22 protein-coding genes and 1 pseudogene are annotated in these 27000 nt (G+C 62.9%); 12 read left to right on the top strand and 11 right to left on the bottom strand.

The window, feature by feature from the left end; all coding sequences use genetic code 11:
• The first annotated feature begins 38 nt into the window (after window positions 1-38).
• The 6 genes from QA645_RS05350 (at window position 39) to QA645_RS05375 (ending at window position 7168) form a co-directional block, all read left to right on the top strand.
• Window positions 39-728 (top strand): aspartate/glutamate racemase family protein, encoded by a 690-nt coding sequence (locus tag QA645_RS05350; protein ID WP_283048701.1) that lies wholly within the window; start codon window positions 39-41, stop codon window positions 726-728.
• A 102-nt stretch (window positions 729-830) separates the two neighbouring features.
• Window positions 831-1253, top strand: coding sequence for a Rid family hydrolase (locus tag QA645_RS05355; protein WP_283048703.1), 423 nt, complete (start codon window positions 831-833; stop codon window positions 1251-1253).
• Window positions 1254-1624: 371 nt separating this feature from the next.
• Window positions 1625-2872: a serine hydrolase gene (locus QA645_RS05360; protein ID WP_283053091.1), complete on the top strand. Its 1248-nt coding sequence runs from the start codon at window positions 1625-1627 to the stop codon at window positions 2870-2872.
• A 29-nt stretch (window positions 2873-2901) separates the two neighbouring features.
• Window positions 2902-3897 (top strand): ABC transporter substrate-binding protein, encoded by a 996-nt coding sequence (locus tag QA645_RS05365; protein WP_283048704.1) that lies wholly within the window; start codon window positions 2902-2904, stop codon window positions 3895-3897.
• 268 nt (window positions 3898-4165) lie between these two features.
• Window positions 4166-5986 (top strand): tetratricopeptide repeat-containing glycosyltransferase family protein, encoded by a 1821-nt coding sequence (locus QA645_RS05370; protein WP_283048705.1) that lies wholly within the window; start codon window positions 4166-4168, stop codon window positions 5984-5986.
• Window positions 5987-6799: 813 nt separating this feature from the next.
• Window positions 6800-7168, top strand: a complete 369-nt coding sequence (locus QA645_RS05375) for a hypothetical protein (protein ID WP_283048706.1) — start codon at window positions 6800-6802, stop codon at window positions 7166-7168.
• A 136-nt stretch (window positions 7169-7304) separates the two neighbouring features.
• Here the strand turns inward: QA645_RS05375 and QA645_RS05380 are convergent, their stop codons facing one another.
• Together QA645_RS05380 and lepA are read right to left on the bottom strand one after the other, a co-directional pair.
• Entirely contained in the window at window positions 7305-7598 is a 294-nt protein-coding gene (locus tag QA645_RS05380) for a hypothetical protein (RefSeq protein ID WP_283048708.1), read from the bottom strand.
• Between the two features lie 185 nt (window positions 7599-7783).
• Window positions 7784-9595 (bottom strand): translation elongation factor 4, encoded by a 1812-nt coding sequence (gene lepA / locus QA645_RS05385; protein ID WP_212445792.1) that lies wholly within the window; start codon window positions 9593-9595, stop codon window positions 7784-7786.
• 113 nt (window positions 9596-9708) lie between these two features.
• Between lepA and QA645_RS05390 the strand changes: the two genes are divergently transcribed.
• Window positions 9709-11334 (top strand): glycosyltransferase family 39 protein, encoded by a 1626-nt coding sequence (locus QA645_RS05390; RefSeq protein ID WP_283048711.1) that lies wholly within the window; start codon window positions 9709-9711, stop codon window positions 11332-11334.
• Window positions 11335-11343: 9 nt separating this feature from the next.
• Here the strand turns inward: QA645_RS05390 and QA645_RS05395 are convergent, their stop codons facing one another.
• The 5 genes and pseudogenes from QA645_RS05395 to QA645_RS05415 all read right to left on the bottom strand — a co-directional run bounded on the left by QA645_RS05395 (window position 11344) and on the right by QA645_RS05415 (window position 15414).
• Window positions 11344-11661, bottom strand: coding sequence for an HPr family phosphocarrier protein (locus QA645_RS05395; RefSeq protein WP_254191523.1), 318 nt, complete (start codon window positions 11659-11661; stop codon window positions 11344-11346).
• Complete coding sequence (locus QA645_RS05400) at window positions 11658-12059, bottom strand: PTS sugar transporter subunit IIA (RefSeq protein WP_007597752.1); 402 nt, start codon at window positions 12057-12059, stop codon at window positions 11658-11660. Before QA645_RS05400 ends, QA645_RS05395 begins: the two co-directional genes overlap by 4 nt.
• A gap of 132 nt (window positions 12060-12191) precedes the next feature.
• A pseudogene (locus QA645_RS05405) lies at window positions 12192-12716 on the bottom strand (HPr kinase/phosphatase C-terminal domain-containing protein).
• Between the two features lie 11 nt (window positions 12717-12727).
• On the bottom strand, window positions 12728-14518 hold the full coding sequence (locus QA645_RS05410; RefSeq protein ID WP_283048713.1) for a sensor histidine kinase: 1791 nt from the start codon (window positions 14516-14518) through the stop codon (window positions 12728-12730).
• A 194-nt stretch (window positions 14519-14712) separates the two neighbouring features.
• Window positions 14713-15414 (bottom strand): response regulator transcription factor, encoded by a 702-nt coding sequence (locus QA645_RS05415; RefSeq protein WP_027535781.1) that lies wholly within the window; start codon window positions 15412-15414, stop codon window positions 14713-14715.
• 240 nt (window positions 15415-15654) lie between these two features.
• Here QA645_RS05415 and QA645_RS05420 point away from each other — a divergent pair, with 240 nt between their 5' ends.
• The 3 genes from QA645_RS05420 to QA645_RS05430 all read left to right on the top strand — a co-directional run bounded on the left by QA645_RS05420 (window position 15655) and on the right by QA645_RS05430 (window position 20956).
• Window positions 15655-16398, top strand: coding sequence for a DUF2470 domain-containing protein (locus tag QA645_RS05420; RefSeq protein WP_283048716.1), 744 nt, complete (start codon window positions 15655-15657; stop codon window positions 16396-16398).
• A gap of 69 nt (window positions 16399-16467) precedes the next feature.
• Complete coding sequence (locus QA645_RS05425) at window positions 16468-19062, top strand: tetratricopeptide repeat protein (protein ID WP_283048718.1); 2595 nt, start codon at window positions 16468-16470, stop codon at window positions 19060-19062.
• Between the two features lie 277 nt (window positions 19063-19339).
• Complete coding sequence (locus QA645_RS05430; protein ID WP_283048720.1) at window positions 19340-20956, top strand: phosphoenolpyruvate carboxykinase; 1617 nt, start codon at window positions 19340-19342, stop codon at window positions 20954-20956.
• Between the two features lie 240 nt (window positions 20957-21196).
• Here QA645_RS05430 and QA645_RS05435 read toward each other — a convergent pair whose 3' ends face one another.
• The gene (locus tag QA645_RS05435; protein WP_254128001.1) at window positions 21197-22012 is read right to left on the bottom strand and encodes a thioesterase family protein; all 816 of its coding nucleotides are present in this window, start codon (window positions 22010-22012) and stop codon (window positions 21197-21199) included.
• A 150-nt stretch (window positions 22013-22162) separates the two neighbouring features.
• Window positions 22163-24688 carry a glycogen/starch/alpha-glucan phosphorylase gene (locus QA645_RS05440; RefSeq protein ID WP_283048722.1) on the bottom strand — a complete coding sequence of 842 codons (2526 nt, stop codon included), beginning with the start codon at window positions 24686-24688 and terminating at the stop codon, window positions 22163-22165.
• Window positions 24689-24895: 207 nt separating this feature from the next.
• Between QA645_RS05440 and QA645_RS05445 the strand changes: the two genes are divergently transcribed.
• Window positions 24896-25123, top strand: coding sequence for a hypothetical protein (locus QA645_RS05445; RefSeq protein ID WP_283048723.1), 228 nt, complete (start codon window positions 24896-24898; stop codon window positions 25121-25123).
• 62 nt (window positions 25124-25185) lie between these two features.
• Here the strand turns inward: QA645_RS05445 and QA645_RS05450 are convergent, their stop codons facing one another.
• Window positions 25186-25476 (bottom strand): GIY-YIG nuclease family protein, encoded by a 291-nt coding sequence (locus QA645_RS05450; protein WP_283048724.1) that lies wholly within the window; start codon window positions 25474-25476, stop codon window positions 25186-25188.
• A 203-nt stretch (window positions 25477-25679) separates the two neighbouring features.
• Between QA645_RS05450 and QA645_RS05455 the strand changes: the two genes are divergently transcribed.
• A complete protein-coding gene (locus QA645_RS05455; protein WP_254128006.1) occupies window positions 25680-26111 on the top strand; it encodes a hypothetical protein in 432 nt (143 codons plus the stop codon).
• A gap of 109 nt (window positions 26112-26220) precedes the next feature.
• Here the strand turns inward: QA645_RS05455 and QA645_RS05460 are convergent, their stop codons facing one another.
• On the bottom strand, window positions 26221-27000 hold the full coding sequence (locus tag QA645_RS05460; RefSeq protein WP_283048726.1) for a DUF2865 domain-containing protein: 780 nt from the start codon (window positions 26998-27000) through the stop codon (window positions 26221-26223).

The following is a 27000-nucleotide window of genomic DNA, read 5'->3' on the forward strand; positions in this document are numbered from 1 at the left end:
TCTACGATCCGATCGCGCTACGTTTCGGAGACGCCAAGATGCGAACCATCGGCCTGATCGGCGGCATGAGCTGGGAGAGCACCGCGCTCTATTACAAGCTCATCAACGAACGCGTCCGCGATCGCATGGGCAAGCTGCATTCGGCGCCGCTGCTGCTGTATTCCTACGACTTCCAGGAGATCAAGGAGATGCAATATTCCGGCCGCTGGGCCTATGCGGCGGCAAGCCTTGCGGACGTGGCCAGGCGGCTCGAAGGCGCGGGCGCCGGTGCAATCATTCTGTGCACCAACACGATGCACAAGCTGGCGCCCGAACTCACCGCGCAGCTGACCATACCCTTCATTCACATCGGCGACGCAACGGCGCAACGCATTCGGGCCAAGGGATATCGGCGGGTCGGCCTGCTCGGGACAAAGTTCACGATGGAGGAAGATTTCTACACCGACCGTCTGCGTGCGCATGATCTCGATGTTCTGATTCCGTCTGCCGACGAGCGCGCCGACGTGAACCGCATCATCTACGACGAGCTATGTCTCGGCGTCGTCGCAGCGCCCTCGCGTCGCCGCTATCAGGACGTGATGGCCGCGCTGGTGGCGCGCGGCGCCGAGTGCATCATCCTCGGCTGCACCGAGATCACGATGCTGGTGGGGGCCGCCGATACGTCGGTCGAGACGTTCGACACGACGGCCATTCACGCGGAGACGGCGGCGGATTTTGCGATCGGGTGAGGGCAATGTCGGTGGAGGCTCGATAGGTCGATTTTCCCATTGCCGGCTTTCTGCTCTACTGTCGTGGCGCCGCTGACTGGCGCTCTGGCCAAGGGAGCTCTCATGAGCCGAACGATGCATATTCCCACCGGAATCTTCGATAGCTCGCGATATGGCTTCGCGCAGGTCGCTACTGTCCCCACACCGTTCGGCGATATCGTGCATGTGTCCGGCCAGGTGGCCTGGGACGCAGATCAGAACGTCATTGGAGCCGGCGACATCGGTCGTCAACTCAGCAAGAGTCTCGAAAACCTCAGCGTTGCACTGGGGGCGGTTGGTGCGACCCTCGATCAGGTCGGTGCGTTGCGGCTCTACATCAAGCAAAGCCACATGCACGAGGGCGAGGCAATCAGCGCTGCTCTCAAATCGGTGTTCGGCGATAACCCGCCGTGCACAACCTGGATTGGAGTGCCAAGCCTCGCCAGGGAGCAATTCCTTGTCGAGGTGGAGCCGTCGGCGGTTTTTCTTGTGCGAGGCGGCGGATAGCAGCTCTGGGGCCGGACGCGGATATCGACCCGGGCGCGCCACCCGTCAAACTCCCAAGTGCCGGCCCCTGACCGCAGTCGTTAAGTGGTGCAGCTTGTAGGATGGGTAGAGCGAAGCGAAACCCATCAAACTTCCTTCACGATCGGGTCGAGCTAGTGCGCCCGTCTGTTTAGACGATGGGTTTCGCAACGGCTCAACCCATCCTACGTGCACCATGCTGACACCGTCTAGCCGTGGTGATAGCATGCTCTCCTTACATGCCTGCAAAGTCGTTCTGGTAAATGCGTACGCAAGAACGTTTGAGGAGGCTAAGTCCAGTGAACTGGGGAGCGCTCTGCACGCCGCGCGGTTGCTGCAGGCTTTTCTTGCCCGTGATCGTTGTCTCCGCGGTCTGGACGCCCTTGGCATGCGCAGAGGACGTCCAAAGCTCTTCCGGCGCGGCGGCACCGGCTTTTTCAAATAGCGGCCCCGATGCTGATATCTACGGCGCGGCGTCCGGCTATCCAAAGGGCACGCGGGCGACCACCACACAGCTTGACAAGCTCGTCGGAGCCTACAGCCACTTCGACGAGATTTACCCCTCTCGCCGGATCAGTCGCGCGGCGGTACCCTGGCAATTCAAGCGCGCATCAGAGCCATCAATCGCCTACAGTTTTGGCACCGAGCGGCTGAGCATCGGGGATTACCTCAAGCGAAACCCGGTGACAGGGCTCCTGATCGCCAGGGACGACACCATCCTGTACGAGCACTATCAATATTCGCGGACCGATCACGACCGCCTTCTTTCGCAATCGATGGCCAAGACGCTGGTGTCGATGCTGGTCGGCATCGCGGTCTCGGAGGGACGGATCAAGTCGATCGACGACCTTACCTCAACTTATGTCCCTGGCCTCTCGGGAACGGAATATGGAAACACATCCATCCGAGCCTTGCTGAATATGTCGTCGGGCGTCGAGTTTTCGGAAGTCTATGACGGGCACGACGATATAGCCCGGCTTGGGCGAGCGTTGTTCGTTGAAGAGACAAAAGATCCTGCCGCCGTCATTGCGCAATTCAATACCCGAATCGCGCCGCCGGGGACCAGATGGCACTACGCAAGCGTGGAAACCGAGATCCTGGGCCTGGTCCTGCGCTCCGCCACGGGCACGCCGGTTGCCGACTATCTCCACGATCGGATCTGGGATGCCATCGGCACCGAAGCGGATGCTTCATGGGCGATAGATGGCAGCGGCCAGGAGATCGCGTTTTGCTGCTTCAACGCGACCTTGCGCGACTATGCGCGCCTGGGCCGGCTGCTTGCACACGACGGCGCTTGGGAAGGTCGTCAGCTGATCCCCCGGCAGTGGTTGTTGGATGCCACGACCGTCAGGCCGAGCGACGGCTATCTTGCTCCGAGCGTGGCCACACCCTATTTCGGCTATGGCTATCAGGTGTGGCTCCTCCCTGGCGAGCAGCGCAGATTTGCTCTGCTTGGCATACGCGGTCAGGTCATCCTGGTCGATCCCGTCTCGAAGCTTGTGATGGTGCACACTGCCGTTCGTCAGAAGCCGTCCGAGCCGGGAGCGCTCAGAGAACCGCTCGCGCTGTGGTTCGCGGTGCTTCAGCAAGTCGGGCAATGACGATTTGCCACGGTTTATGAGCGAGACCCATGAAGCGGCGAGAACTTCTTGGTGTTATTGGCGGAGCGGCAGCATGGCCGCTTGGGGTGCGGGCGCAGCAACCCAAGAAAATACCTCGAATTGGCCTCATGGTGACGGGTGCGATCGAATCTCCCGAGGCGCGCGCAGCCCTCAAAGCCTTCGACCAAGGACTACGCGAATTTGGTTATATCGATGGTCAGAACGTGCTCGTAGAGACTCGAGCTGCAGGCCTGAAGGTCGAACGGTTTCCGGCTCTGGCGATTGAACTGGTCCGACTTAACGTGGATCTCATCGTCGCTTCGAATACGCCCGCCGCGCGGGCCGCACAGCAAGCGACCACCACAATTCCCATTGTCGTGCCGGTTATGGGCGATCCTGTGGGGGATGGGCTGGTGGCCAGCCTCGCTCGACCGGGGGGCAACATCACTGGGTTGACCTTCCTCGGCCCGCAGCTTGTGCCCAAGCGCTTAGCACTGCTCAAGGAAGCGCTACCCACGGCCTCGCGGGTGGCCGCTCTTTGGCATCCCGGCGCCTATGGCGAGCGCACGATGAATGACATGATGGCGGAAGCAAAAGAGGCGGCACTAACCCTGGGAGTGCAGCTCCGACTTGTTGCTGTGCACGCCCCCGACGATTTGGATCTCGCATTTTCAACGATCATTGGAGAACGTGCGGATGCCATTCTCATATTTCCGAGCCCGATGCTTTTCAATCAACGAAAACGCATTGTCGACCTCGCGACACCGCGTCGGTTGCCTATAGTGGCTATGGGAAAAGAGTTTGTACAACTCGGTGGGTTCATATCCTATGGAGCGGACATTATGGACTTCAACCGGCGCTGCGTCGCCTATGTTGATAAGATACTTAAAGGCGCGAAGCCTGCTGACTTGCCGGTTGAACAACCAACCAAGTTTGAACTTTTCATCAATCTCAAAACTGCAAAAACGTTTGGAATCGACATCCCACCTTCGCTGGTCGCTCGCGCAGACGAGGTGATCGAATGAAAGTGCTCACTTCCGAAATTGGCCCATCTGCGGAGTTGCGTCTCATCTGACTGAGGTCCGCTCGTCGCGGCAGGGCGGACCGCATTTGCTCAACCCGAGTTTTCGCATTTTGACCCATAGCCGACCACTCATCAGCTTTTAGCGGAGTTGGTTCCGACCGCGCCTTGGAGTATTTTTTGGTCGCAACCAATGAGCGAGGTTTTTTGGCCGCCGTGACGACGAATCATCTAGAGGTAGAGAGACCTGTTGTCTGGACTTGGAATTTGGAATGTCTCCCGGGAACCGCGGCCAAAAGCGGAACAAGGCACAGCCAGCCAAGAACCTGAGAGAGGCCAATCTTCGAGAGTCAGTCTCCGCCTATCTCAAGGAGGGGCGCCACCTTGATGCGCAGCGCCTTTGTGAGCAGGCCCTGTCGGCGTCTGGCGTGGACAAGGCCGAGATCCTGCATCTCATGGGCGAGGTCTTTTTCAGCGCAGGTCATTTCGGGCAGGCGGTCGAGTGGTTTTCGCAGGCGGTTCGAAGCGAACCTCGCCCACGCTATCTGGCGAACTTGGCGACAGCGTTGGCCAAGCAAGGGCGGATCGAACAGGCCCTGCAGGTGGCCGACAAGGCTGTTCAATTGGCGCCAGGCGACGCCTCGCTTTGGTCGCTCATGGGCAACCTCCTGATCGACGCGACCAGATCCTCTGACGCACTGCTTTGCTTCAAGCACGCATTTGAGCTCGATGGACATCTGTGGGAGGCGGCTTACAAGGCCGGCCACCTGCTACACGGGCTGGAGCAATTCGACGACGCTCTCACTTTTCTCGATCGCAGCATCCAAGCGAAGCCCGATCATGCTCCGTCGTTCCACATGCGGGCATTGGCGTTGAAGAGCCTGAAAAGGCTGGACGAGGCGCGCGCGGACAACATGCGCGCCATCGAGCTTGATCCGACCAACGCGGATACCCATGGCAACCTCGGCAACGTCCTGCAGGCGCTCGGTCAGCACGATCAGGCTGTCTTGTCGTTCGACCGGGCGCTGGCGATGGCGCCGCACATTGCACGAACCATCACCAACAGGGCGGCATCTCTTGTCGAGCTTCGCCGCCTCGACCAGGCCAGGACGGAATATGAACGTTCGCTGGCGATCGCCCCCGAATTGGCTGTCACGGAATGGAACCTCGCGCTGCTCCAGCTGCTGACTGGGGAATTCGAAAAGGGCTGGCGGGGGCGCGAAGCCCGATGGGAGATCCCGCATCTGTCTCGCGGCTATCCTCAGTTGGGTTCCCCGCGATGGCTCGGCGATGAGAGTATTGCCGGCAAGACCGTGCTTGTCTGTGCTGATGAAGGGCTGGGCGATACGATTCAGTTTGTCCGCTATATTCCCTTCCTTGCCGCGCAAGGTGCTCGCGTTGTCCTGTTGGTCGAGGAGTCCCTGGCGTCACTCTTTTCGGGCATGGACGGATTGGTCCAATGCGTTCTCAAGCGAGACGATTCCGTCCTGCCCGCCTTCGATTTTCACTGTGCGCTCGACAGCCTGCCACTGATCTTCGGAACCACGCTCAACACGATTCCCTCGGCGCGCTCATACTTGCCGGCCGTTTCGCCAGATCGGATCGCGGATTGGGAAACGCGTCTTGGGCGGCGCGATCGACGCAGGATCGGATTGGTCTGGTCCGGAAATCCACGGCACTGGAACGACCGCAACCGCTCCGTGCCTCTCAGCGTCTTCAGCCGCCTGATGGATGTCGACGCACAGTTCGTCAGCCTGCAGAAGGACCCAAGGCCGCTCGACAAGCAGGTTCTCGATCAACGACCGGATGTCGTCGATCTCACCGGCGACCTCGCTGATTTCTCTGATACGGCCGCGCTGATTTCGGCGCTCGATCTCGTCATTGCCGTTGACACAAGTGTCGCACATCTGGCTGCAGCGCTCGGGTGCCCGACGTGGATCCTTCTTCCCTACGTTCCCGACTACCGATGGCTGCTCGGTCGGGACGACAGTCCCTGGTACCCCACCGTCCGCCTGTTCAGGCAAACAGAGGGCCGTGACTACGACAGCGTCATCGACCGCGTGCGCGAGGCGTTGACGTTACTGGACGGCTGACGAATTTTTTGGGGTGCAGAGAGTCGGCTTAGATGAGAATCGCGATCTATGTCCGTCTTCGGGAGATAAGCCGACCAGCTCAAGTCGGTGCGGAAGTCAGCTGTGCCCCAAGCAGACCTGACTAACCAACTCACTGCGGCTTCGTGGCCGTCCCGGGCGCGCCACCCGTAAAATTCCCAAGTGCCGGCCCCCAGCCGCAGCCGTTAAGTGGTGGGGCTCGTGGGGTCGCACCATGAAAACACCAAAGCCAAAGCAATGGACCGAGCAGGAGATTCGGCGGTTGATCGCGCTGGCCCGGCGGGGCGTTGGCGCATCGAAGATAGCCGCGGAATTGGGCCGTCACGCCGGATCAGTCAGGCGAATGGCGCGAGCGAAAGACATATTATTGAAGAAGTAGCGGCCTGGCGGAGCACTGCCCGATCAACGAGGGCATCAGACGATGTCCTACAGTCCAAAACCTCTGCTGATGTCCCGCATGAGCCGGAGCGCGGCGTCGGTATTGCGACCATAGAGGAATGCTTGATCGAGCTGGGAGAGGAACCCAATCCCGAATAGCGCTATGGCGATGCCTCTCATCATGGTTGTGGACCGGGTTGAACGATGCTGTGAAAGTTCAAACGGCCCCAGCCGCAGGATGGGGTAACAGCCGGGGCCGGCATTCCCATTCCAATGTGCCGCAATCGGCGGTGGGCGGCACTCATCAAGTTACGCACACAGACACTAACAAATTATTTTGTTTCCCAGTCACTCCACAGGGGCCGCAGCTGGTCGTGCAATACTGCGCTCCTCAGGAAGCGGTGAGCAAATCGAGCATTGGTCGACATGATCGCGCGCCGCATCATTGGCCAAATGCTCCCAAAACTCGGCTTCGGCGAGCAGTTTCCAACTTCGATCAGGATGACGCGCGGCTGTCTGACGGCACAGCACTGCCATCGCGCGCAGGCGACCCGCAGTATCCATGTACTCCTCCCACTAATTATTCTTGTTGAAGCAGCCTATTTTCTTTTTTTGCGTCGGAGTCATTACGATTATGAGGCAAAACTAATTTTCAGCCGCGAAGCGCGCTTCGACTTCGTTACACCTTCAAATCGCGTTTCGCGCGCAACTGGCGCAATCTGCAAAGGCTACCGCTCGACGCGCGTCCCGTACATCTACGGGCGTTGCGCGGCGTGCATCCGCTGACGTCATCAGTCATGAAGCGATCATCGAGCAGTTGGTCGAACAACATCAGTCGAGACATTCGACGCGACGGCCATTCGCGCCGAGACCGTGGCTGATTTCGCGATCGGATGAGGGCGGTCTCTTTGCGCTTGGCCCGTCAGACGTCCGCCATCGGAATCAATTCGAGCCTGGCGGCGGACCTTTCCAGCAGCCATGCCTGAGCCGTCCGCCGAGGGTCATTCCGATAACTTTGAAAATCCGCTTCCGATGCGAAGCTGACGATGTGCATTTCCATCGTGCCATCGGAGTTTCGAAGCCGACGCTCCAGACGTCCGTTGAACGCGGGCAGGAGCGGCAGCACCGCATCCTCGTAGGCCCTGAAGTCCGAGATGCCCTCCGCGGGTATCCGGGCGATGAGCGCAAACGTAACGGGGATGGGTTGATGGGACATCGTCGCCTGCCGGTTGCGCCACTGCCATGGTGCTATCCTGCCGGTGTTTTGCCCGACGAGTCAAACAGTTTTCGCAAAAATCGAAATTTCGCAGTTCCGACGAGACGTCAGCTACTGTGCATGGGGTTGTTTTCGAGATTTATGCTGTCCGGCCCCGAACATCCCGGGCCGGATCCCGATACGCCTCAGCTGTCGACCTTCAGCGCGGCAATGAAAGCTTCCTGCGGGATGTCGACCTTGCCGAACTGCCGCATCTTTTTCTTGCCTTCCTTCTGCTTCTCCAGAAGTTTTCGTTTACGCGTGATGTCGCCGCCGTAGCACTTCGCGGTGACGTCCTTGCGCAGCGCGCGCACGGTCTCGCGCGCGATCACCTTGCCGCCGATCGCCGCCTGGATCGGGATCTGGAACATGTGCGGCGGGATCAGCTCCTTCATCTTCTCGACCATGGCGCGGCCGCGGCCTTCGGCGCGGGTGCGATGCACCAGCATCGAGAGCGCATCGACCGGCTCGGCGTTGACCAGGATCTGCATCTTGACCAGATCGGCCGGCTTGTAGTCGGTGAGATGATAGTCGAACGAGGCGTAGCCCTTCGAGACCGACTTCAGCCGGTCGTAGAAGTCGAACACGACCTCGTTGAGCGGAAGATCGTATTTCACCATCGCGCGGGCGCCGACGTAAGTGAGCTCCTTCTGCGAGCCGCGGCGGTCCTGGCACAGCTTCAGCACGCTGCCGAGATATTCGTCGGGCGTGAGGATCGTGGCTTCGATCCAGGGCTCCTGAATCTCCTCGATCTTCACCACGTCAGGCATGTCGACGGGATTGTGGATCTCGAGCTCGGTGCCGTCGGTGAGCTTCATCTTGTAGATGACGCTCGGCGCGGTCGCGATCAGGTTGAGATCGAACTCGCGCGACAGCCGCTCCTGGATGATCTCCAGATGCAGCAGCCCGAGGAAGCCGCAGCGGAAGCCGAAGCCGAGCGCGGCCGAGGTTTCCATCTCGAAGGAGAAGCTGGCGTCGTTCAGGCGCAGCTTGCCCATCGCGGCGCGCAGCGTTTCGAAGTCGTCGGCGTCGACCGGGAACAGGCCGCAGAACACCACGGGGATCGCGGGCTTGAAGCCCGGCAGCATCTCGGTGACCGGCTTGCGGTCGTCGGTGATGGTGTCGCCGACGCGGGTGTCGGCGACTTCCTTGATCGCGGCGGTGATGAAGCCGATCTCGCCGGGGCCGAGCTCGTCGACCTGCTGCATCTTCGGCGTGAAGAAGCCGACGCGCTCGACGTCGTAGGCCGCACCGGTGCCCATCATGCGGACGCGGCTGCCCTTCTTCATGACGCCGTCGACAACACGAATCAGCACGACGACGCCGAGATAGACGTCGTACCAGCTGTCGACCAGCAGCGCCTTCAAGGTCGCGTCGCGATCGCCCTTCGGCGGCGGCAGGCGGGTGACGATGGCTTCCAGCACATCAGGGATGCCGAGGCCGGTCTTGGCCGAGATCATCACGGCATCGGAGGCGTCGATGCCGATGACGTCCTCGATCTGTTGCTTGACCTTCTCCGGCTCGGCCGCCGGAAGGTCGACCTTGTTCAGGACCGGGACGATCTCGTGATTGTTGTCGAGCGCCTGGTAGACGTTGGCGAGCGTCTGCGCCTCGACGCCCTGGCTGGCGTCGACCACCAGCAGGGAACCTTCGCAGGCCGCCAGCGACCGCGAGACCTCGTAGGCGAAGTCGACATGGCCGGGCGTGTCCATCAAATTGAACACGTAATCCTTGCCGTCCTTGGCGCGGTAGGCGAGGCGGACCGTCTGCGCCTTGATGGTGATGCCGCGCTCGCGCTCGATGTCCATGGAATCGAGCACCTGCTCCTTGCCCGCCATTTCGCGGTCGGAGAGGCCCCCGGTCATCTGGATCAGACGGTCGGCCAGCGTCGATTTGCCATGGTCGATATGGGCGACGATGGAGAAATTGCGGATGTTGGAAATGGGGACGGTCGTCATGGGCGCGGGATACCACTCACATCCCCGTGCGGCAACCATATTGCTGTATTTTCAGGGCCTTTCTTCACGCCAAGCTGATTCCACGATGGCCCAAAACGCGCTACGCAACGGCCATGTCAACGACCTCGATCCCCTCCGCCCGCGCCCGCGTAAAACCCCGGGTGAGCTTTGACCGTTTCCGGGCCTGGCTGGTCGCCTACGCGACCGATCCCTCGGCCCGGCTCTGGCTGGTGATCCAGTTCGCCATCCTGCATGCGGTGATCTGGACCCTCATCCTGATCAATCTCAAGGCGGCGCAGGACGTTCACATGGACGTCGCAGAAGCCTGGGGCTGGGGGCAGAAATTCCTGTGGGGCTACGGCAAGCATCCGCCGCTGTCGGGCTGGATCGCCGGCGTCTGGTTCAAGGTGTTCCCGGCGACGGATTGGGCGACCTATGCGCTGGCGATGGCGACGGTCGGCGTCGGCATGGTGATCTGCTGGCTGGTCGCGTTGCGCGTCGTCGATCCGCGCCGCGCGTTCCTGGTCGTGGTGATGGTCGCGCTCTACCCGATCTTCAATTTCAAGGGCTTCAAGTACAACCCCGATCTGCTTCAGCTCGTCACCCTGCCGCTCGTCGTGCTCGCTTACCTCAACGCGTTCGAGAAGCGGAGCTGGCAGTCCGGCGTCTGGCTCGGGCTCGCCGGCGCGCTGGCGCTGATGACCAAATATTGGGTGCTGACCATGATCGGCGCCATCGGGCTCGCCGCACTGATCCACCCGGAGCGCATGAAATTCCTGCTGTCGCCGGCGCCCTGGGTCGCGATCGCGACGCTGCTGGTGGCGATGATCCCGCACATCGTCTGGCTGGCGGATGCGCATTTCGTGCCGCTGACCTATGCCGGCGACACCTACAGCATCGAGGATGCCGGCCTCGTGCATCAGCTCGTGTTCGGCTATGTCCTGCACAATGCCGCGCTGCTGGCGCTTCCGGTGGCGCTCGCGGCCCTTGCGATGGCGCTGGTGCCGCCGTGGCTGACGCTGCTCGTGCGCGCGCCCTCGCGCATCGTCACGCGGGCCTGGGCGCGAGGCGCCAACGCAGGCGTCAATGTTTCCCAGGCGCTGAACATCTGGATCATCCAGATCATCGTTGCAGCCGGGCCGCCGCTCGGCGCGCTCGCCTTCAGCATCTACATGAAGACCGATTGGGGCATCTCGCTGTTCTTCCTGGTACCGCTTGCGCTGGTCGCGATTCCGGCGCTGCGGGTGCAGAGCGCCGTGCTGTTCAACATCATCGCGATCTGGCTGGTGCTCAGCGTGGCGACGCTCGTCGCCTCACCCTGGATCGCCGCGCGTGAGATGGCTGCGAATGCCGGCAACACCGCGACCTATGGCGCGCGCTCGGAGCTCGCGCGCGAGCTGACCCAGGCCTGGCATTCGCGCTTCGCCTCGCGCTGGGCGATCGTCGCCGGCACGATGGAATCGATCCAGCCGATGGTGTTCTACAGCCCCGACCATCCGGTTGCGTTCATCCCGAACGAGGCCTGGAGCTCCGGGCTGACATCGCTGGATGACGTCAAGAAATACGGCTTCATCGGCGTGTTCGATCCGACGGATGGCCGCCTGCCGGCATTCGAGAAGTGGGTGTCCGAGATCGCGCCGAACGCCGAGCGCATCGTGATGACGACGCGCCGCTTCACCCATGGCAAGGCCGGCCCGTCGATGACGTGGAACGTCTACATCGCGCCGCCGGCGAAGTGACCGAGGGGCCTAGACCCCTTCCTCGTTGAACTTGCTTTCAACGAGCTCGGCGATCGCCGCGAGCGCGGCTTCTGCGTCAGTGCCGGCGGCGGCGACCGTGATCGTCGTACCCGGTCCTGCCGCGAGCATCATCAGGCCCATGATCGAGGTGCCGCCGACGGTCTCGCCGCCACGCGTCACCCACACCTGCGCGTTGAAGCGCTCGACCGCCTGGACGAATTTCGCCGAGGCACGGGCGTGCAGGCCGCGCTTGTTGATGATCAGGAGCTCTTTGGAGATCGCACCCGCGGGCACGCCTGTCCCCGCTTGTGGTGCGTCGTCACTCATTTGCCGGCGAGCACGCGGCTGGCGATGGTGACGTATTTGCGGCCGGCTTCCTGAGCCATCGCGATCGCGTCGGGCAGCGGACGCTCCTCGCGCACCTTGGCGAGCTTCACCAGCATGGGCAGGTTGATGCCCGCGAGCACTTCGACCTTCGGTCGGCTCATGCAGGAAATCGCGAGGTTCGACGGGGTGCCGCCGAACATGTCGGTGAGGATCGCAACGCCGTCGCCTGAATCGACGCGGTTAACCGCCTCGATGATGTCGCTTCGGCACAGATCGGAATCGTCTTCAGCGCCGATCGTAATCGCTTCGATTTGCTTTTGTGGGCCCATGACATGCTCAAGCGCTGCCTTGAATTCGTCGGCAAGGCGCCCGTGGGTCACAAGTACTAGACCAATCATCGGAAAACTCCCGCGGGCGCTTTTGGTGCACCGCACGAACGCGCCACTTTGACCATCCAGAGCCCCCGCGCAAGGGGGGATGTTGCGTATCTCCCTGAATCTAGACGGATGGATAAGGGGAGCTGCGCCGGTCTATTCGGTCGCGAGTGTGCGTTTCATATGGTTACCATTTCCCTTCAAACAATCGCCGCAAGGGTTAGGTGGAGGTTAACTCTTGGTAGTGGTCAAGGCTGCGACAACCAAGGGGAGGGGCGAATAGCCGCGCCCGACCGGGATTCGCGGTATTTCGACACCAAAAATGGTGGTTTTCAGCGATTCCGGCGCCGGCAGCCTTTCAGCGTCGTCGGCGTCCAGATCGACCACGAGGCCGACCGTCGCATGCTCCACGAAGTCGCAGCGGCGGATTCCCAGTCCCCGAATCTCGATCAGGCCGGCCAGGAGGGGGGCGGGACGGACCGCAATTTCATCGCCGACTGTCGCCAGATGGACACGGTCGTCGCCGACCAGGATGGCGCTTTCGACCACGCCTGAGCGTCCCGCCATGATCAAATCGAAGGCAAGGCGCGACTTGCCAGCGCCCGAGGGCCCGCGGATCAGCACAGCCCGGGAGCCGACCTTGACCGCGGAGGCGTGAACGCTTCGCTCGCCTTCGTCCAGGCTGCCTTGGCTCATAGCGCCGGCAGCCTCACCACGAAGCGCGCGCCGGCAACGGTCGGCGCCCCGTCCTCGTCAGCGGCGCCGGCGCGATTCTCCGCCCAGATGCGCCCGCCATGGGCGTCGACAATCTGCTTGGAGATCGACAGGCCGAGGCCGGAATTCTGGCCAAAGCCCTGGTGCGGCCGGTCGGTGTAGAAGCGCTCGAAGATGCGCTCCAGCGCGTCGTCGCGGATGCCGGGACCGTCGTCGTCGACCACGATCTCGATCTCGCCGCGCACGCGCCGGCAGGTCAGGCGCACCTTGCTGCCGGCCTCCGAGAACGACTGCGCGTTGGAGAGCAGGTTGGAGACCACCTGCCCGAGCCGCGAATCATGACCGGTGACCGCGAACGTGTCAGTCGGGCTGCGGCCCTCGAAGCGGGCCTCGACTGCGACGTCGTGGCCGAGCTTGGTTTCATTGGCGACCGCAACCAGCGTGCCCAGGAGCCGCCTGAGATCGACCGGGATCGCATCCTGCCGCTGCAATTCGGCATCGAGCCGGCTTGCATCGGAGATATCGGAGATCAGGCGGTCGAGCCGCTTGACGTCGTGCTCGATCACCTCGAGCAGGCGGGCGCGGCTGTTCTCGTTGCGCGCCAGCGGCATCGTCTCGACCGCAGAGCGCAGCGAGGTCAGCGGGTTCTTCAGCTCGTGGGCGACGTCGGCGGCGAACATCTCGATCGCCTCGATGCGCTTGTAGAGCGCGCTGGTCATGTCGCGTAGCGCGCCGGAGAGATGGCCGATCTCGTCGCGGCGGCGGGTGAAATCGGGAATCTCGACGCGGGTCTTGATGCGGCGGCGGACCCGCTCGGCGCTGTCGGCGAGCCGGCGGACCGGACCTGCGATCGTGCTCGCGAGCAGCAGCGAGAGCATGATCATGACCGCGGCGGCGACACCGCCGACCTTCAGGATCGCCAGGCGCTCGGCCGTGACCATCTGATCGATTTCGTCGCCCTGGGTCGACAGCATCAGCGCGCCGTGGATCGCGCGCGCGCGCTGCACGGGGACCGCGACCGAGACGATCACCTCGCCGCGCGCATTGACCCGCACCATCGAGCGCTTCTGGCCCTGGAGCGCATCGGCGACCTCAACATAGCCGTTGCCGTTCTCGCGCCCGAGTTCGCGATAGAGCGGCAGGTCGCCGCGGTTCAGCCAGGTGCGGGTCGCGACCATGGCGCGCTCGACCAGCCCGGGTTTCTCGGACGGTGGCGGCAGCGGAAAGGCCCTGAGAACGTCGAGGTCACGGCTGTCGAGCAACACCGAGCCGTTGGGATCGAAGATCCGCGCGCGGGTCTTGGTCGGCGAGATCAGCGTGCGCAACACTGGCGCCACGCGCTCGGGATTGATCGGAAAATCCAGCGAATCGTCGGGCCCGCCATAGCTCTCGCCCAGTTTCAGGTCGAGCAGCCGTTCGGGGTCGACGGTGATCGCGTTGGTTTGCACCGTCGCCGAGGCGCCGATGGCGCCGGCGATGATTTCGGCCTGCACCAGCAGGCTCTGCGCGCGCGCGTCGATCAGGCCGGCGCGGAATTGCGACAGATAGAGGATGCTCGCGACCAGGGCGACGAGACCCGCCAGATTGAGCGAGACGATGCGGCGGGTGAGGCTCGAGAACGACAGCGCGAAGAAGAACTGGCCGGCGCGCTTGAGCCAGTTCAGCGGTCCCCAGCCGCGCGTAACCGGCTTGTCCTCATGCTCCGAGGCGCCGTGGGCGGTAACGTCCTCGGCGTTCGAACTCGGATCAGGCTGCGTTCGGTCAAGCAATGCTTACGCCCACGTTAGGACAGCTCGTGTGACGGTCCCCGCATCCTAGAGCATGATCCGGAAAAGTGTGCAGCGGTTTTCCGAAAGATCATGCACAAACAATAACCTGAAGCGCGATTGCGCTTCAGAGCATGCCCGGTTCCGATGGAATCAGAGCCGGCGCAGCCCTCATCTGTCGTGAAGGCGCGTGCGCCTCAGGCTTCCTTGAAGCGGTAGCCGACGCCGTACAGCGTCTCGATCATTTCGAAATCGTTGTCGACCACCTTGAACTTCTTGCGCAGCCGCTTGATGTGGCTGTCGATGGTGCGGTCGTCGACGTAGACCTGGTCGTCATAGGCGGCGTCCATCAGCGCGTTGCGGCTCTTGACCACGCCGGGCCGTGTCGCCAGCGCCTGCAGGATCAGGAATTCGGTGACCGTCAGCGTCACCGGCTCGTTCTTCCAGGTGCAGGTATGCCGTTCCGGGTCCATGCGCAGCAGGCCGCGGTCGAGCGCCTTGGCGTCGTTCTCCTTCGGCGCGACGGTCGGATCCTTCGGCGCCGAGCGGCGCAGCACTGCCTTAACGCGCTCGACCAGCAGGCGCTGCGAGAACGGTTTGCGGATGAAATCGTCGGCGCCCATCTTGAGGCCGAACAATTCGTCGATCTCCTCGTCCTTGGAGGTCAGGAAGATCACCGGCAGGTCGGACTTCTGCCTGAGACGGCGCAGCGTCTCCATGCCGTCCATGCGCGGCATCTTGATATCGAGGATGGCGAGATCAGGCTGGGTCGTGCGGAAACCGTCGAGCGCGGAGGCGCCGTCGGTGTAGGTCATGATGCGATAGCCTTCGGCTTCCAGCGCGATCGAGACGGATGTGAGAATGTTGCGGTCGTCGTCGACCAAAGCGATTGTGGGCATGAGCCTCTGCTTTCTGCTTTCCGTTTGGGTCGTGGCTTAAAACGGCGAGCAATCCAGTGATGCGCCGCATACATGGGTGCCGAATTGGCATTCGAACCTTGTCACCGAGCAATGCAAGCTGGGCTGAAGTGTGACCAAGTTCCACGAAACACGGCAGATTCGCCGCGTTTCGACCCATAACCAGACCCTCGTTTACCCGAAAAAAGGCCTGCCTTGCAACCACCTGAGCCGAGAAAGCCCATGCAACCGACCCCTGATTTCGCTCCCCAAACGCTCGCCAAATCGCTGCTCAGGCGGTCGCGACAGGGAGCGCTCGCGACGCTCATGCCCGGCAGCGGCGATCCCTATTGTTCCCTGGTCAATCTGGCCAGCCATCCCGACGGCTCGCCGATCCTGCTGATCTCCCGATTGGCGGTTCATACCAAGAACATCCTCGCAGACAGCCGGGTCTCCCTGATGCTGGACGAGCGTGCCGCGGGCGATCCGCTGGAAGGCGCCCGGATCATGCTGTCCGGCCGGGCCGAACAGGCCGAGGGAGAGAAGGATTTGCTAAAGCGGCGGTATCTCAATGCCCATCCGTCGGCGGAAGCCTTTGTCTCATTTAAGGATTTTTCGTTCTTTCGGATCCGCCCGACCGGAACCCATCTGGTCGCGGGCTTTGGCCGAATCGTCGATCTCAAGCCGGAACAGTTCCTCACGGACCTCGCCGGCACCGAGGACCTGCTGGCGGCCGAGGAGGGGGCGGTCGAGCACATGAATGCCGACCATCGCGAGGCCATGGGGCTTTACGCGACGCAACTGCTTGGCGCGGCCGCGGGCGATTGGCGCTGCACCGGATGCGACCCTGAAGGCCTCGACATGCAGGACGGCCAGACTGCGCTGCGGCTGGATTTTCCGGAGCGGGTCACGAATGGCACGGCACTGCGCAAGATGCTGGTCCGCCTCGCCGGCGAGGCGCGCGCGAAGGCCGGCCAGGCGCAATGATTTGAACGCTGCTGCCCATCGCTGCGACCCAAGACCGTAATGGTCGCAAGGCGCGCAGCGAGAGGGTTCATGACACGCCGTCGTTTGATGCTGGTCGCTGGGTTGGCGCTCGCGATCGCTGCGTCGCTGGCCACGCCGGGCCTTGCCCAGAAGGGCAATCTCGCGACGGAGAGCGCCAGGATCAACGAGCTGACCAAGGCCGGCAGATATTCGGAAGCGCTTCCCCTGGCGCAGGCGATGGTCGCGAGCCTGGAGAAGAGCGACAACGGTCGCGAACTTGCGGCCGCCTTGAACAATCTCGGTCAGGTCTATGCCGGTCAGGGCCGGGACGACCTCGCCGAGCCGCTCTACAAGCGTTCGATCGCGCTGATGGAGAAGTCGCTGGGTCTCGACAACGCGCTGGTCGCGGCCGAGCTGACCAATCTCGCCGCGCTGTATCAGCGGCAGAGCCGCTTCGCCGAGGCCGAGCCGCTGTTCAAGCGCGCGTTGGCCGTCCGGGAGAGGAGCCTGTCACGCGAGCATCCCGACGTCGGCCAGGCCCTCAACAATCTGGCCACGCTCTATGTCAGGCAGCAGCGCCAGGCCGAAGCCGAGCCGCTGTTTCAGCGCGCGCTCGCGATCTACCAGAAAGCCGCCGGGCCCGAGCATCCTGCGGTCGCCACGGTCCTGAACAACATCGGCCAGGTCGATCGCGATCTCGGCCGCGACGCCGATGCCGAGGCGCCGATCAAGCGCTCGCTCGTGATCCGCGAAAAAGCGCTGGGACCGGATCATCCCGACGTCGCACGTTCCCTCAATAATCTCGCCGGCCTCTACGAACATCAGCAGCGCTATGTCGATGCCGAGCCGCTGTATCGCCGCGCGCTCGCCATCCGCGAGCGTGCGCTTGGGCCGGATCATCCCGACGTCGCGACATCCACCGGCAATCTCGCTTATTTCCTCTTTGTGTCCGGGCGAATTGCGGACGCGTTGCCGCTCGCGGAAAGAACGCTTGCGAACGATCGCGCGCAGCTGCGCGTGGTGCTGCCGATCCTGTTTGCGGCGCGCCAGCAATCGCTGCTGCCGCAAGACAAGGCGCTGGACGAGGCGCTCGCCGCGATCCAGCGCGGCACGCAATCCTCCGCCGCATCGGCCGTGAACAAGCTCGCGGTGCGGCTCGCCGCCGGCAGCGACCGTCTCGCCGAGCTGGTGCGTAAGGACCAGGATCTCGGCGCTGAATCTGAATCGCTCGACAAGGCGATCATCGCGGCCGTGTCGAAGCCGTCGGCGCAGCGCGACGTCGCTTCCGAGCAGCGCAGCCGCTCGCGGATCGCAGCCATCGCAAGCGAGCGTGCCGGCTTGCAAAAGACGCTTGCCATCGAATTCCCAGATTACGCCTCGCTCTCCAATCCGGTGCCGCTGACGCTCAAGGACGTCCAGCCGCTGCTGTCGACCGATGAGGCGATGGTGCTTTATTCCGTCGTCGACAACCGCAGCTACGTCATTGCCATCACGCGCGAGAGCGCCGACTGGAAGGAAATTCCGCTTGGCGCGGACGCGCTGGCGCAGAAGGTCACGGCTTTCCGCAGGGGTCTCGATGTCGGCAAGGCGCGCGATGGCTCCGGCAAATCGGGCTTGTTCGACCTCGCCCTCGCCAATGAACTCTATGTCACGCTGCTCGGCCCGGTCGAGGCGCTGACCAGGGACAAGCGCAGCCTGCTCACGGTGCCGTCGGGCGCGCTCACTGCGTTGCCGTTTCATTTGCTCGTCACGGAGACACCGCAATCTGCGATCCCGGAGACGCTCGAAGGCTATCGCAGCGCCGCCTGGCTGCTGCGGCGTCAGGCTGTCTCGGTGCTGCCATCGGTGGTCAGCCTGAAATCGCTGCGTGCTTTTGCGCGCAAGGACGAAGGCGTCAAACCGATGACCGGCTTTGGCGATCCCGTGTTCAATCCCGCCGAGGGCGGCCCCGCCGATCGTCGCGCCGCGAGCGGCAAGGTTGCCGCGCGTAGCATCGCAACGATTGCCTATACCGATTTCTGGCGCGGTGCCGGCGTCGATCGTGCGCGGCTTGCGCAGGCGCTGCCGCAACTGCCCGATACTGCAGACGAGCTGAGTGCCGTGGCGAAAGATGTCGGTGCGACTGACGCCGACATTCATCTCGGTCGCGATGCCAGCGAAGCGACGCTCAAGCGTGCACCGCTTGCTCAATACAGCATCATCTACTTTGCGACCCACGGCCTCGTCGCCGGCGACGTCAAGGGTGTGGGCGAGCCGTCGCTTGCGCTCTCGATTCCCGACCAGCCCTCGGAGCTCGATGATGGCCTGCTCACGGCGAGCGAAGTCGCCCAGCTCAAGCTCAATGCCGATTGGGTCGTGCTGTCGGCCTGCAACACGATTGCCGGCGACAAGCCCGGCGCCGAGGCCCTGTCGGGATTGGCGCGCGCCTTCTTCTATGCAGGTGCGCGCGCACTGCTGGTTTCGCATTGGGCAGTCGATTCGGAGGCTGCTACCCGCTTGACCACTTCGACTTTCGATCTGCTCAAAAACGAACCAACAATCGGCAGAGCCGAAGCTCTGCGTCGCGCGATGTTAACGTACGTTGATGACGCCTCGTCGCCCCGCAACGCCTACCCCGCGATGTGGGGGCCGTTCGCACTGATCGGCGAAGGTGCGGTACGATAGACCCGCGCGTTTGTGCGTCGCAAAACTCCGATCAACGCTGAAACACGCATTTGGTTGCGCGATCATTCGTGATTTTTGCGTAGGCTCGCTCAGAGCTGTCATGCGCGACGTTTGGCGCGGTCCTTGAATAAACCAAATCCTGCGGGATCAGCTTGGCAACGTCAGCGTTCATCAGTATTAGGTCATCCAACCGAGGCCGATGGCCTGTAATTCACGGTGACTGCGACGGCGCCAGGTTAGGTCGCGCTATGTGTCGCGGGTTCTAGGAGGGTTTTTCGTGCAAGAGACGGGCGTGCGCAACGGTGCTTTCGGTGCCGACAAATTCGGCTTAAAGAATCTCAAGCAGGTTCACTGGAACCTGGGCGCACCTCAGCTCTATCAATACTCGCTCTCCGCGGGCGAGGCGGTGCTGTCCGCCGACGGTTCGCTCTGCGCCGACACCGGCGAGTTCACGGGCCGCAGTCCGAAGGACAAGTTCACGGTGCGGGACGCCACCACCGACAAGAAGATGTGGTGGGCCGGCAACCAGTCGATCACCGCGGAGCAGTTCGAGACGCTCTATCAGGATTTCCTCAAGCACGCCGAAGGCAAGAGCCTGTTCGCGCAAGACCTCTATGGCGGCGCCGATCCGGCCTACCGGATCAAGACCCGCGTCTTCACCGAACTCGCCTGGCACTCGCTGTTCATCCGCACGCTTCTCATCCGCCCCGAGGCGATCGAGCTGTCGAGCTTCACACCCGAGCTCACCATCATCGACATGCCGAGCTTCCGCGCCGATCCGAAGCGCCATGGCTGCAAGTCGGAGAACGTCGTCGCGATCGACTTCGCCCGCAAGATCGTGCTGATCGGCGGCTCCTACTATGCCGGCGAAATGAAGAAGTCGGTCTTCACCACGCTGAACTATTATCTGCCCGAGCGCGGCGTGATGCCGATGCATTGCTCGGCCAATGTCGGCGCCAATGGCGATTCTGCGATCTTCTTCGGCCTGTCCGGCACCGGCAAGACCACGCTGTCGGCCGATCCCAACCGCACGCTGATCGGTGACGACGAGCACGGCTGGGGCCCGAACGGCATCTTCAATTTCGAGGGCGGCTGCTACGCCAAGTGCATCAAGCTCTCGCAGGAAGCCGAGCCCCAGATCTACGCGGCGTCGACCCGCTTCGGCGCGGTGCTCGAGAACTGCGTCCTCGACGAGGACACCCGCATCGTCGATTTCGACGACGGCTCCAAGACCGAGAATACCCGCTCGGCCTATCCGCTCGACTTCATCCCGAACGCCTCGCGCACCGGCCGCGCGCCGCAGCCGAAGAACGTGGTGATGCTCGCCGCCGACGCCTTCGGCGTGCTGCCGCCAATCGCAAAGCTGTCGCCGGCGCAGGCGATGTACCACTTCCTCTCCGGCTACACCGCCAAGGTCGCCGGCACCGAGCGCGGCCTTGGCAACGAGCCGCAGCCGGAATTCTCGACCTGCTTCGGCTCACCCTTCCTGCCGCTCGACCCCAGCGTCTACGGCAACATGCTGCGTGACCTGATCGCCCAGCACAATGTCGACTGCTGGCTGGTCAACACCGGCTGGACCGGCGGCAAGTACGGCACGGGTTCGCGCATGCCGATCAAGGTGACGCGCGCGCTGCTGACCGCAGCCCTCGACGGCTCGCTTCGCAACGTCGAATTCCGCACCGACAAATATTTCGGCTTCGCGGTCCCGACCGCGCTGCCGGGCGTGCCGAGCGAGATCCTCAACCCGGTCAATACCTGGAAGGACAAGGACGAGTTCGACAAGACCGCCCGCGCGCTGGTCGGCATGTTCCAGAAGAACTTCGCCAAGTTCGAGGCCCAGGTGGACGCCGAAGTGCGCGCCGCTGCGCCGGACGTGAAGCTCGCGGCGGAGTAATCTTCGCTTCGTTGGAATGCGAAAGGGCGGCCGTGGGGCCGCCCTGTTTGTTTGTGCGGGACATGGGCGCGAGCCACACAATCAGTGTCGTCCCGGCGAAAGCCGGGACCCATACCGCGTGATCTATCGATAGCGTGCGGTGCAAGTACCGGCGAAGAAGAGGTCACTGCGCGTCTTCGTCAAACTACGCCCTGTGGTTATGGGTCCCGGCTTTCGCCGGGACGACAGCGGAGCGAGATCTTAGGCCTTGAAATACGCAATCTGCGTCGTCGTCGCGAGCAACCGCCCGGTCGGCGACCACAACTCGGCGTTCTGATCGGCGTAGCTCTTGTGCATGATCTTCGAATCGGCCGTCGCGAGCACGCGCGTGATGTCTTCTGCGGCGAGCTCCTCCACGTCGGTGTGGAAATACGTCGTCAGCGACACCGTGCCGAACGGCACCAGCTCGCGCCTTGCGTGAAAGATGCGGCCGAAGAAGGCGTCCGACATCGACATCAGCGACGGCATGTCGAGCTTGCGCGGCTCGCGATCGCTGATCCAGAGCTTTGAGTAAGTGCCGGCGAGCTCGGGTTGCGGCGGGCCGAGCCGCATTTCGCCCTCGACGAAACGGAATTCATACTGGTTGGCCCAGGACGCCTTGATCTTCGGGAACGGCAGCGTCTGTTCGAACGGCTTGGTATCCGGATATTGCGCCACCCGGTGCTCCCAGGACGGCCGGCGTTCGGCGAACACGGCGGTCGCGAGCGTCGCGACCTCGCCGCCGCCCTGCGACAGTTCGACGCTCCAGTGCTGGCTGGAGCGGTTGGCCTTCACCAGCCGGATGTCGAGATCGAACGGGCCCTTGGCGATCGGCGCGCAGTAATTGACGGTCAGCGCCAGCGGATCGCCGGAGCGTTCTGGATGCTCGATCAGCGCACGCAGGATGGTCGCGGCGGTGACGCCGCCGAACGGTCCGACGAACGCCCAGTAGTCGTCGCTGGTGTGCCCCTGCCAGTGCGAGTCACCGGCGGTGATGCGGGTGGCGTCGTCGAAGGGATGCGGGAGCTTGGCGTGCATTCTTGGTCCTCGATGCCGACCCCGTCGTCATTGCGAGCGCAGCGACGCAATGCAGATCGACGGCGCTTGGGGATGACGATAGTCATATCATCATCCGCCCAGCGGGATGCAATAACCCCGCAGGTAACGCCGATTTCACGCTGCGGAAAATCAGCTCGCCGCGTCGCGCAGGGTCTCCGCCATCTGGAAGGGCGGCGTGATCGGATTGACCGGAACGTTCCAGATTTCCTCGGCGTATTCGCGGATGGTGCGGTCGGACGAGAACCACGCCATGCGCGCGACGTTGAGGATGGAGGCGCGGGTCCAGGCCGGCGCCACTTGCCAGCGTGCGTCGACGCTGCGCTGCGCCTCGTAATAGGAATCGAAGTCGGCGCTGACCATGTAGTGGTCGAGATAGCGCAGCGCATGCGCGATGGATTCGAAGCGGCCGGGATCGCCGGGCGAGAATTCGCCGGCGCCGATCGCGTTGATGGCGCGCTGGAGCTTTGGCGAATTGCGGATCACGTCGGAAGCGTCCAGCCCCTGCTTGCGCCGGATCATGACGTCGCCGGCTTCCATGCCGAAGATCGCGATGTTCTCGATGCCGACCTGATCGCGGATCTCGATATTGGCGCCGTCGAGCGTGCCGATGGTGATGGCGCCGTTCAGCGCCAGCTTCATGTTGCCGGTGCCGGAGGCTTCCATGCCGGCGGTGGAGATCTGCTCGGACAGATCGGCCGCCGGAATGATCACTTCGGCAAGGCTGACATTGTAGTCGGGCAGGAAGACGACCTTCAGCTTGCCGCCGATGGCGGGATCATTGTTGACGACCTCGGCAACGTCGTTGATCAGCTTGATGATCAGCTTGGCGTAGCGGTAGCTCGCGGCCGCCTTGCCCGCAAAGATCTTCACCCGCGGCACCCAATTGCCGTTGGGGTCGTCCTTGATCGACTGATACAGCGCAACCGTCTCGATGACGTTGAGCAGCTGGCGCTTGTATTCGTGGATGCGCTTGATCTGCACGTCGAACAATGCGGTCGGGTCGACCTTGATACCGAGCCGCTCGCCGATCAGGCGTGCCAGCGCGGTCTTGTTGTGAAGCTTGACGGCGCGGAATTTCTTCTGGAATTCGACGTCGCTGGCGCGCGCATCGATCAGCGAGAGCTGGGTCGGGTCGTCGAGCACGGCTTCGCCGCACGTCTCGCGCAGCAGGTCGGTGAGCTTCGGATTCGCCAGCATCAGCCAGCGGCGGAAGGTGATGCCGTTGGTCTTGTTGGTGATGCGGCCGGGATAGAGATGGTTGAGATCGTGGAACACGGTCTCGCGCATCAGGTCCGAATGCATCGCCGAGACGCCGTTGATGCGGTGCGAGCCGACGAAGGCGAGCTGGCCCATGCGGACGCGGCGGCCGCTCTTCTCGTCGATCAGCGAGACCGAGGCGCGGAAGTCGATGTCGCCGGGGGCGCGCGCTTCGGCCAGCGCGAGATGCTGCACGTTGATGCGATAGATGATCTCGAGATGGCGCGGCAACAGCTTCTCGAACAGCTCGACCGGCCACGTCTCCAGCGCTTCCGGCAGCAGCGTGTGATTGGTGTAGGACAGCGTCGCGACCGTGATCTTCCAGGCCTCGTCCCAGCGGAAATTGTGGAGGTCGACGAGGATGCGCATCAGCTCGGTGACGGCGAGGCTCGGATGCGTGTCGTTGAGCTGCACCGCGACCTTGGACGACAGGCTGCGCAGCTGGCCGTCGGAAGCGAGATGCCGCTTGATGAGATCCTGCAGCGAGGCCGAGACGAAGAAATATTCCTGGCGCAGCCGTAACTCGCGGCCCGCCGGGCTCTCGTCGTTCGGATAGAGGAATTTGCAGATCGCTTCGGCGCGCGACTGCTCGGCGCTGGCGCTGACATAGTCGCCCTTGTTGAAGGCGTCGAGCTTCAACGGATCGGGCGAGCGCGCCGACCACAGCCGCAGCGCGTTGACGTGCTGGCCGCGCCAGCCGACGATCGGCGTGTCGTAGGCGATCGCCTGCACCGTCTCGCCCGCGTGCCAGATCGCGCGGTCGCGGCCCTTGTCGTCGACATGCTCGACGCCGCCGCCGAAATTCACGTCGTAGATCACTTCGGGCCGCTGCAATTCCCAGGGATTGCCGAAGCCGAGCCATTCGTCCGGATATTCCTGCTGCCAGCCCTGATTGATGATCTGGCGGAACAGGCCGTAATCGTAGCGGATGCCGTAGCCGATTGCGGGGATCGACAGTGTCGCCATGCTCTCCATGAAGCAGGCCGCGAGACGGCCGAGACCGCCATTGCCGAGCGCGGCATCCGGCTCGCATTTGCGCAGCTCAGGCAGCGACACGCCGAGATCGCCGAGCGCGACCTCGAAGATCTTCAACAGACCCATGTTGTTGAGCGCATCGGTGAAGAGGCGGCCGATCAGGAATTCGAGCGAGAGATAATAGACGCGCTTGCGCCCTGCGTCGTAGCTGCGCTTCTCGGCCGTGAGCCAGCGATGCACGATGCGGTCGCGCAGCGCCAGCGCCGCGGCCTGGTACCAGTCGTGCTTGGTCGCCATGCCCGCATCCTTGCCGATGGCAAGGCGCAGCTTCGCCAGGATCGCGCCCTTGATCTCCGACAACGCGAGTTCGTCGATGGGCTGACCCGGGGCGGGGAAATTTGGCTGGAACGTTTGATCTTGCAAGGCCGTCACTTCCTGGTCGCGAGAACACCACTGAACCCTACGCGTCTTGCCCCTGCACCGAAACCATCGCTGGCGCGGCCGTGCACTGCGCTGGCGTAAAATTATGCAAGGAACGGGCCGGTTTGGGAACCCGGACGAGCACGGAGGAACGCCGATTTGGTGCTAGATTGACCACAGATTCAGCCATCACTGTGGAGGAGACGCCCCATGAGACTGCTGATCGAAATCGCTGCCGCAGCGCTCCTTGTCATCTGCATCGCCACCTCGAGCGCCGCCTTCGCCGCCGGCCCGCGCAGCGCCGACGGCCTGAGCTGCGGCTTTACCGTCCCGCAAAACGCAACTCCCGCCGCCCGCTGCGCCGCCATCAAGCGCCAATGCGGCGGCAAGTTTTATGCGAGTGCGTGCGGGGATCGGTTGATATCGGCGGCGAATTGAGTAGGGCGAAACTGCATCCACATCGTCGTCCTGGCGAAAGCCAGGACCCATTACCCCGACCGTCAAATGAGGCCCGATCGATCACTCCAATCGGGATTTTCCTGCTCGATCAGCTTGATTTTCCAGTCGCGTTTCCAGAATTTTAGCTGCTTCTCGCGCGCGATCGCTTCTTGCGGTGTGGCGAACGCTTCGACATGCACGAGACGGAAGATCTTGTACCTGTAAACGAACTTCGAGCCTCTTCCTGCGCGATGTAGCTCAAGGCGACCGCCGATGTCGTTGGTGACGCCAATGTACAGCGTACCGTGATGACGACTTGCGAGGATGTAGACGAAGTAGCTGCTGGTGCTCATGGCTCAAGCCCGCAAAGGCAACGCCGACCGGGGTAATGGGTCCTGGCTTTCGCCAGGACGACGATCTCAAACGACGGCCTCGATAATCAACTGTTCAGCATCGGAACAAATTAAGAACACTTTAGCAAGTCTTTGATATATCATTGTGATTCGGCGCATTGCCGACACAATATCTAGGGTCTGACAGCCGTCGCGAGGACTACATGTCCACCATTGCCTTCGATCAATTTGCCCTCACCCGGATCGCCGATTTCGCGCGATCGCTGTCGCGGCTGCATCAGGCGGCGCGGCGCTATGCCGTCGACGACGACCAGTTCGATCGCGAATTCAACGCGGTGTGCCAGTCGATCTGGGGCTACACCATCGACGACATCAGCGACGATCTGTTCGCGCCCGAGGATCATCATTTCCTCGACACACTCGACGAAGCGAATGCGCGCATCTTCGCGGCCGAGCAGGGCTACGACCTCGTCAGCGAGACGGGCATGCTGACCGACTGGTGGGGCTTTTGCTGGATGATCCTGGCCGAGAAGCGCGGCCTGCTGACGGCCGAAAATCGCGCTGCCGCACGCGCGGCGATCGAGGAGAAATATCTGGCGGCGCCGAACGTGATCGGAGTGATCATCGGGCGGTAGTGGTCTCTCTCGTCATTGCGAGCGCAGCGAAGCAATCCCGACTGTCTCCGCGGACGGACTCTGGATTGCTTCGCTGCGCTCGCAATGACGGCTTGGTTGAAAGTTGGTCTTAATCCAACCCCGCACGCTTCGCCGATTTCGGCTGTGTCTTCGGCACCGTGACATCCGGCAGCGCCTCGCGCACGATCTCGGCTGCCGGCGCATCTGCTGCCACCGTCTCTGCACGCACCGGGGCCACCTTCATCTCGCCGAGCCGCGCACGGACCTGCGCGGTGAGGCCGGGATAGGAGGCGACGGGGGTGAATTCGGCGGTCTGCTCCATGCCGAGCCGGACGCCGGTATAGGCGACCAGGCCGTCGGTGGTGGCGATGACGTCGCCGGCCTTCAGTGACGAATCGAGCGTGAGGTCGACCGGCGCGAGCCCGACCGGCTCGCGGCCGTTGCAGGTGCAGTCCGCGCGCAGCGCCTTGCGGTAGGCGAACGCGTTCTCGCTGTCGGCATAACGCTCGCCGCTCTGGCTATAGGCACCGTCGATCGAGGAGCCGAAGAAGACTTTTGTGGTGCTGGCAGGGCAGAAGGCCTGACACATCTGTGCCGGCGAGGCGAGGCCGCGCATCAGCGGAAAATATTTGCCGTCGCAACTGCGCACGCAGAAGGCCGGGCCCGAGCCGCCGGCGGCCGCCGAGCGGGTTGGCGGCACATATTGCGGCTGGCCGGCCGGGTTCTGCTGACTGGCGAAGGGATCGACGAAGGAGTTCGCCTGCTGCGGCACGTCGCGCTGTGGGCGTTGCTGGGCTCCGCCGAAGAAGAAATCGAACAGGCCTTCGGCCGAAACCGGGGCAGGAGCTGCAAGCAGCGGTGCTGCAACGAGGGTAGCGGCCACTAGCAT

The sequence above is a fragment of the Bradyrhizobium sp. CIAT3101 genome (assembly GCF_029714945.1).
Lineage (GTDB): Bacteria > Pseudomonadota > Alphaproteobacteria > Rhizobiales > Xanthobacteraceae > Bradyrhizobium.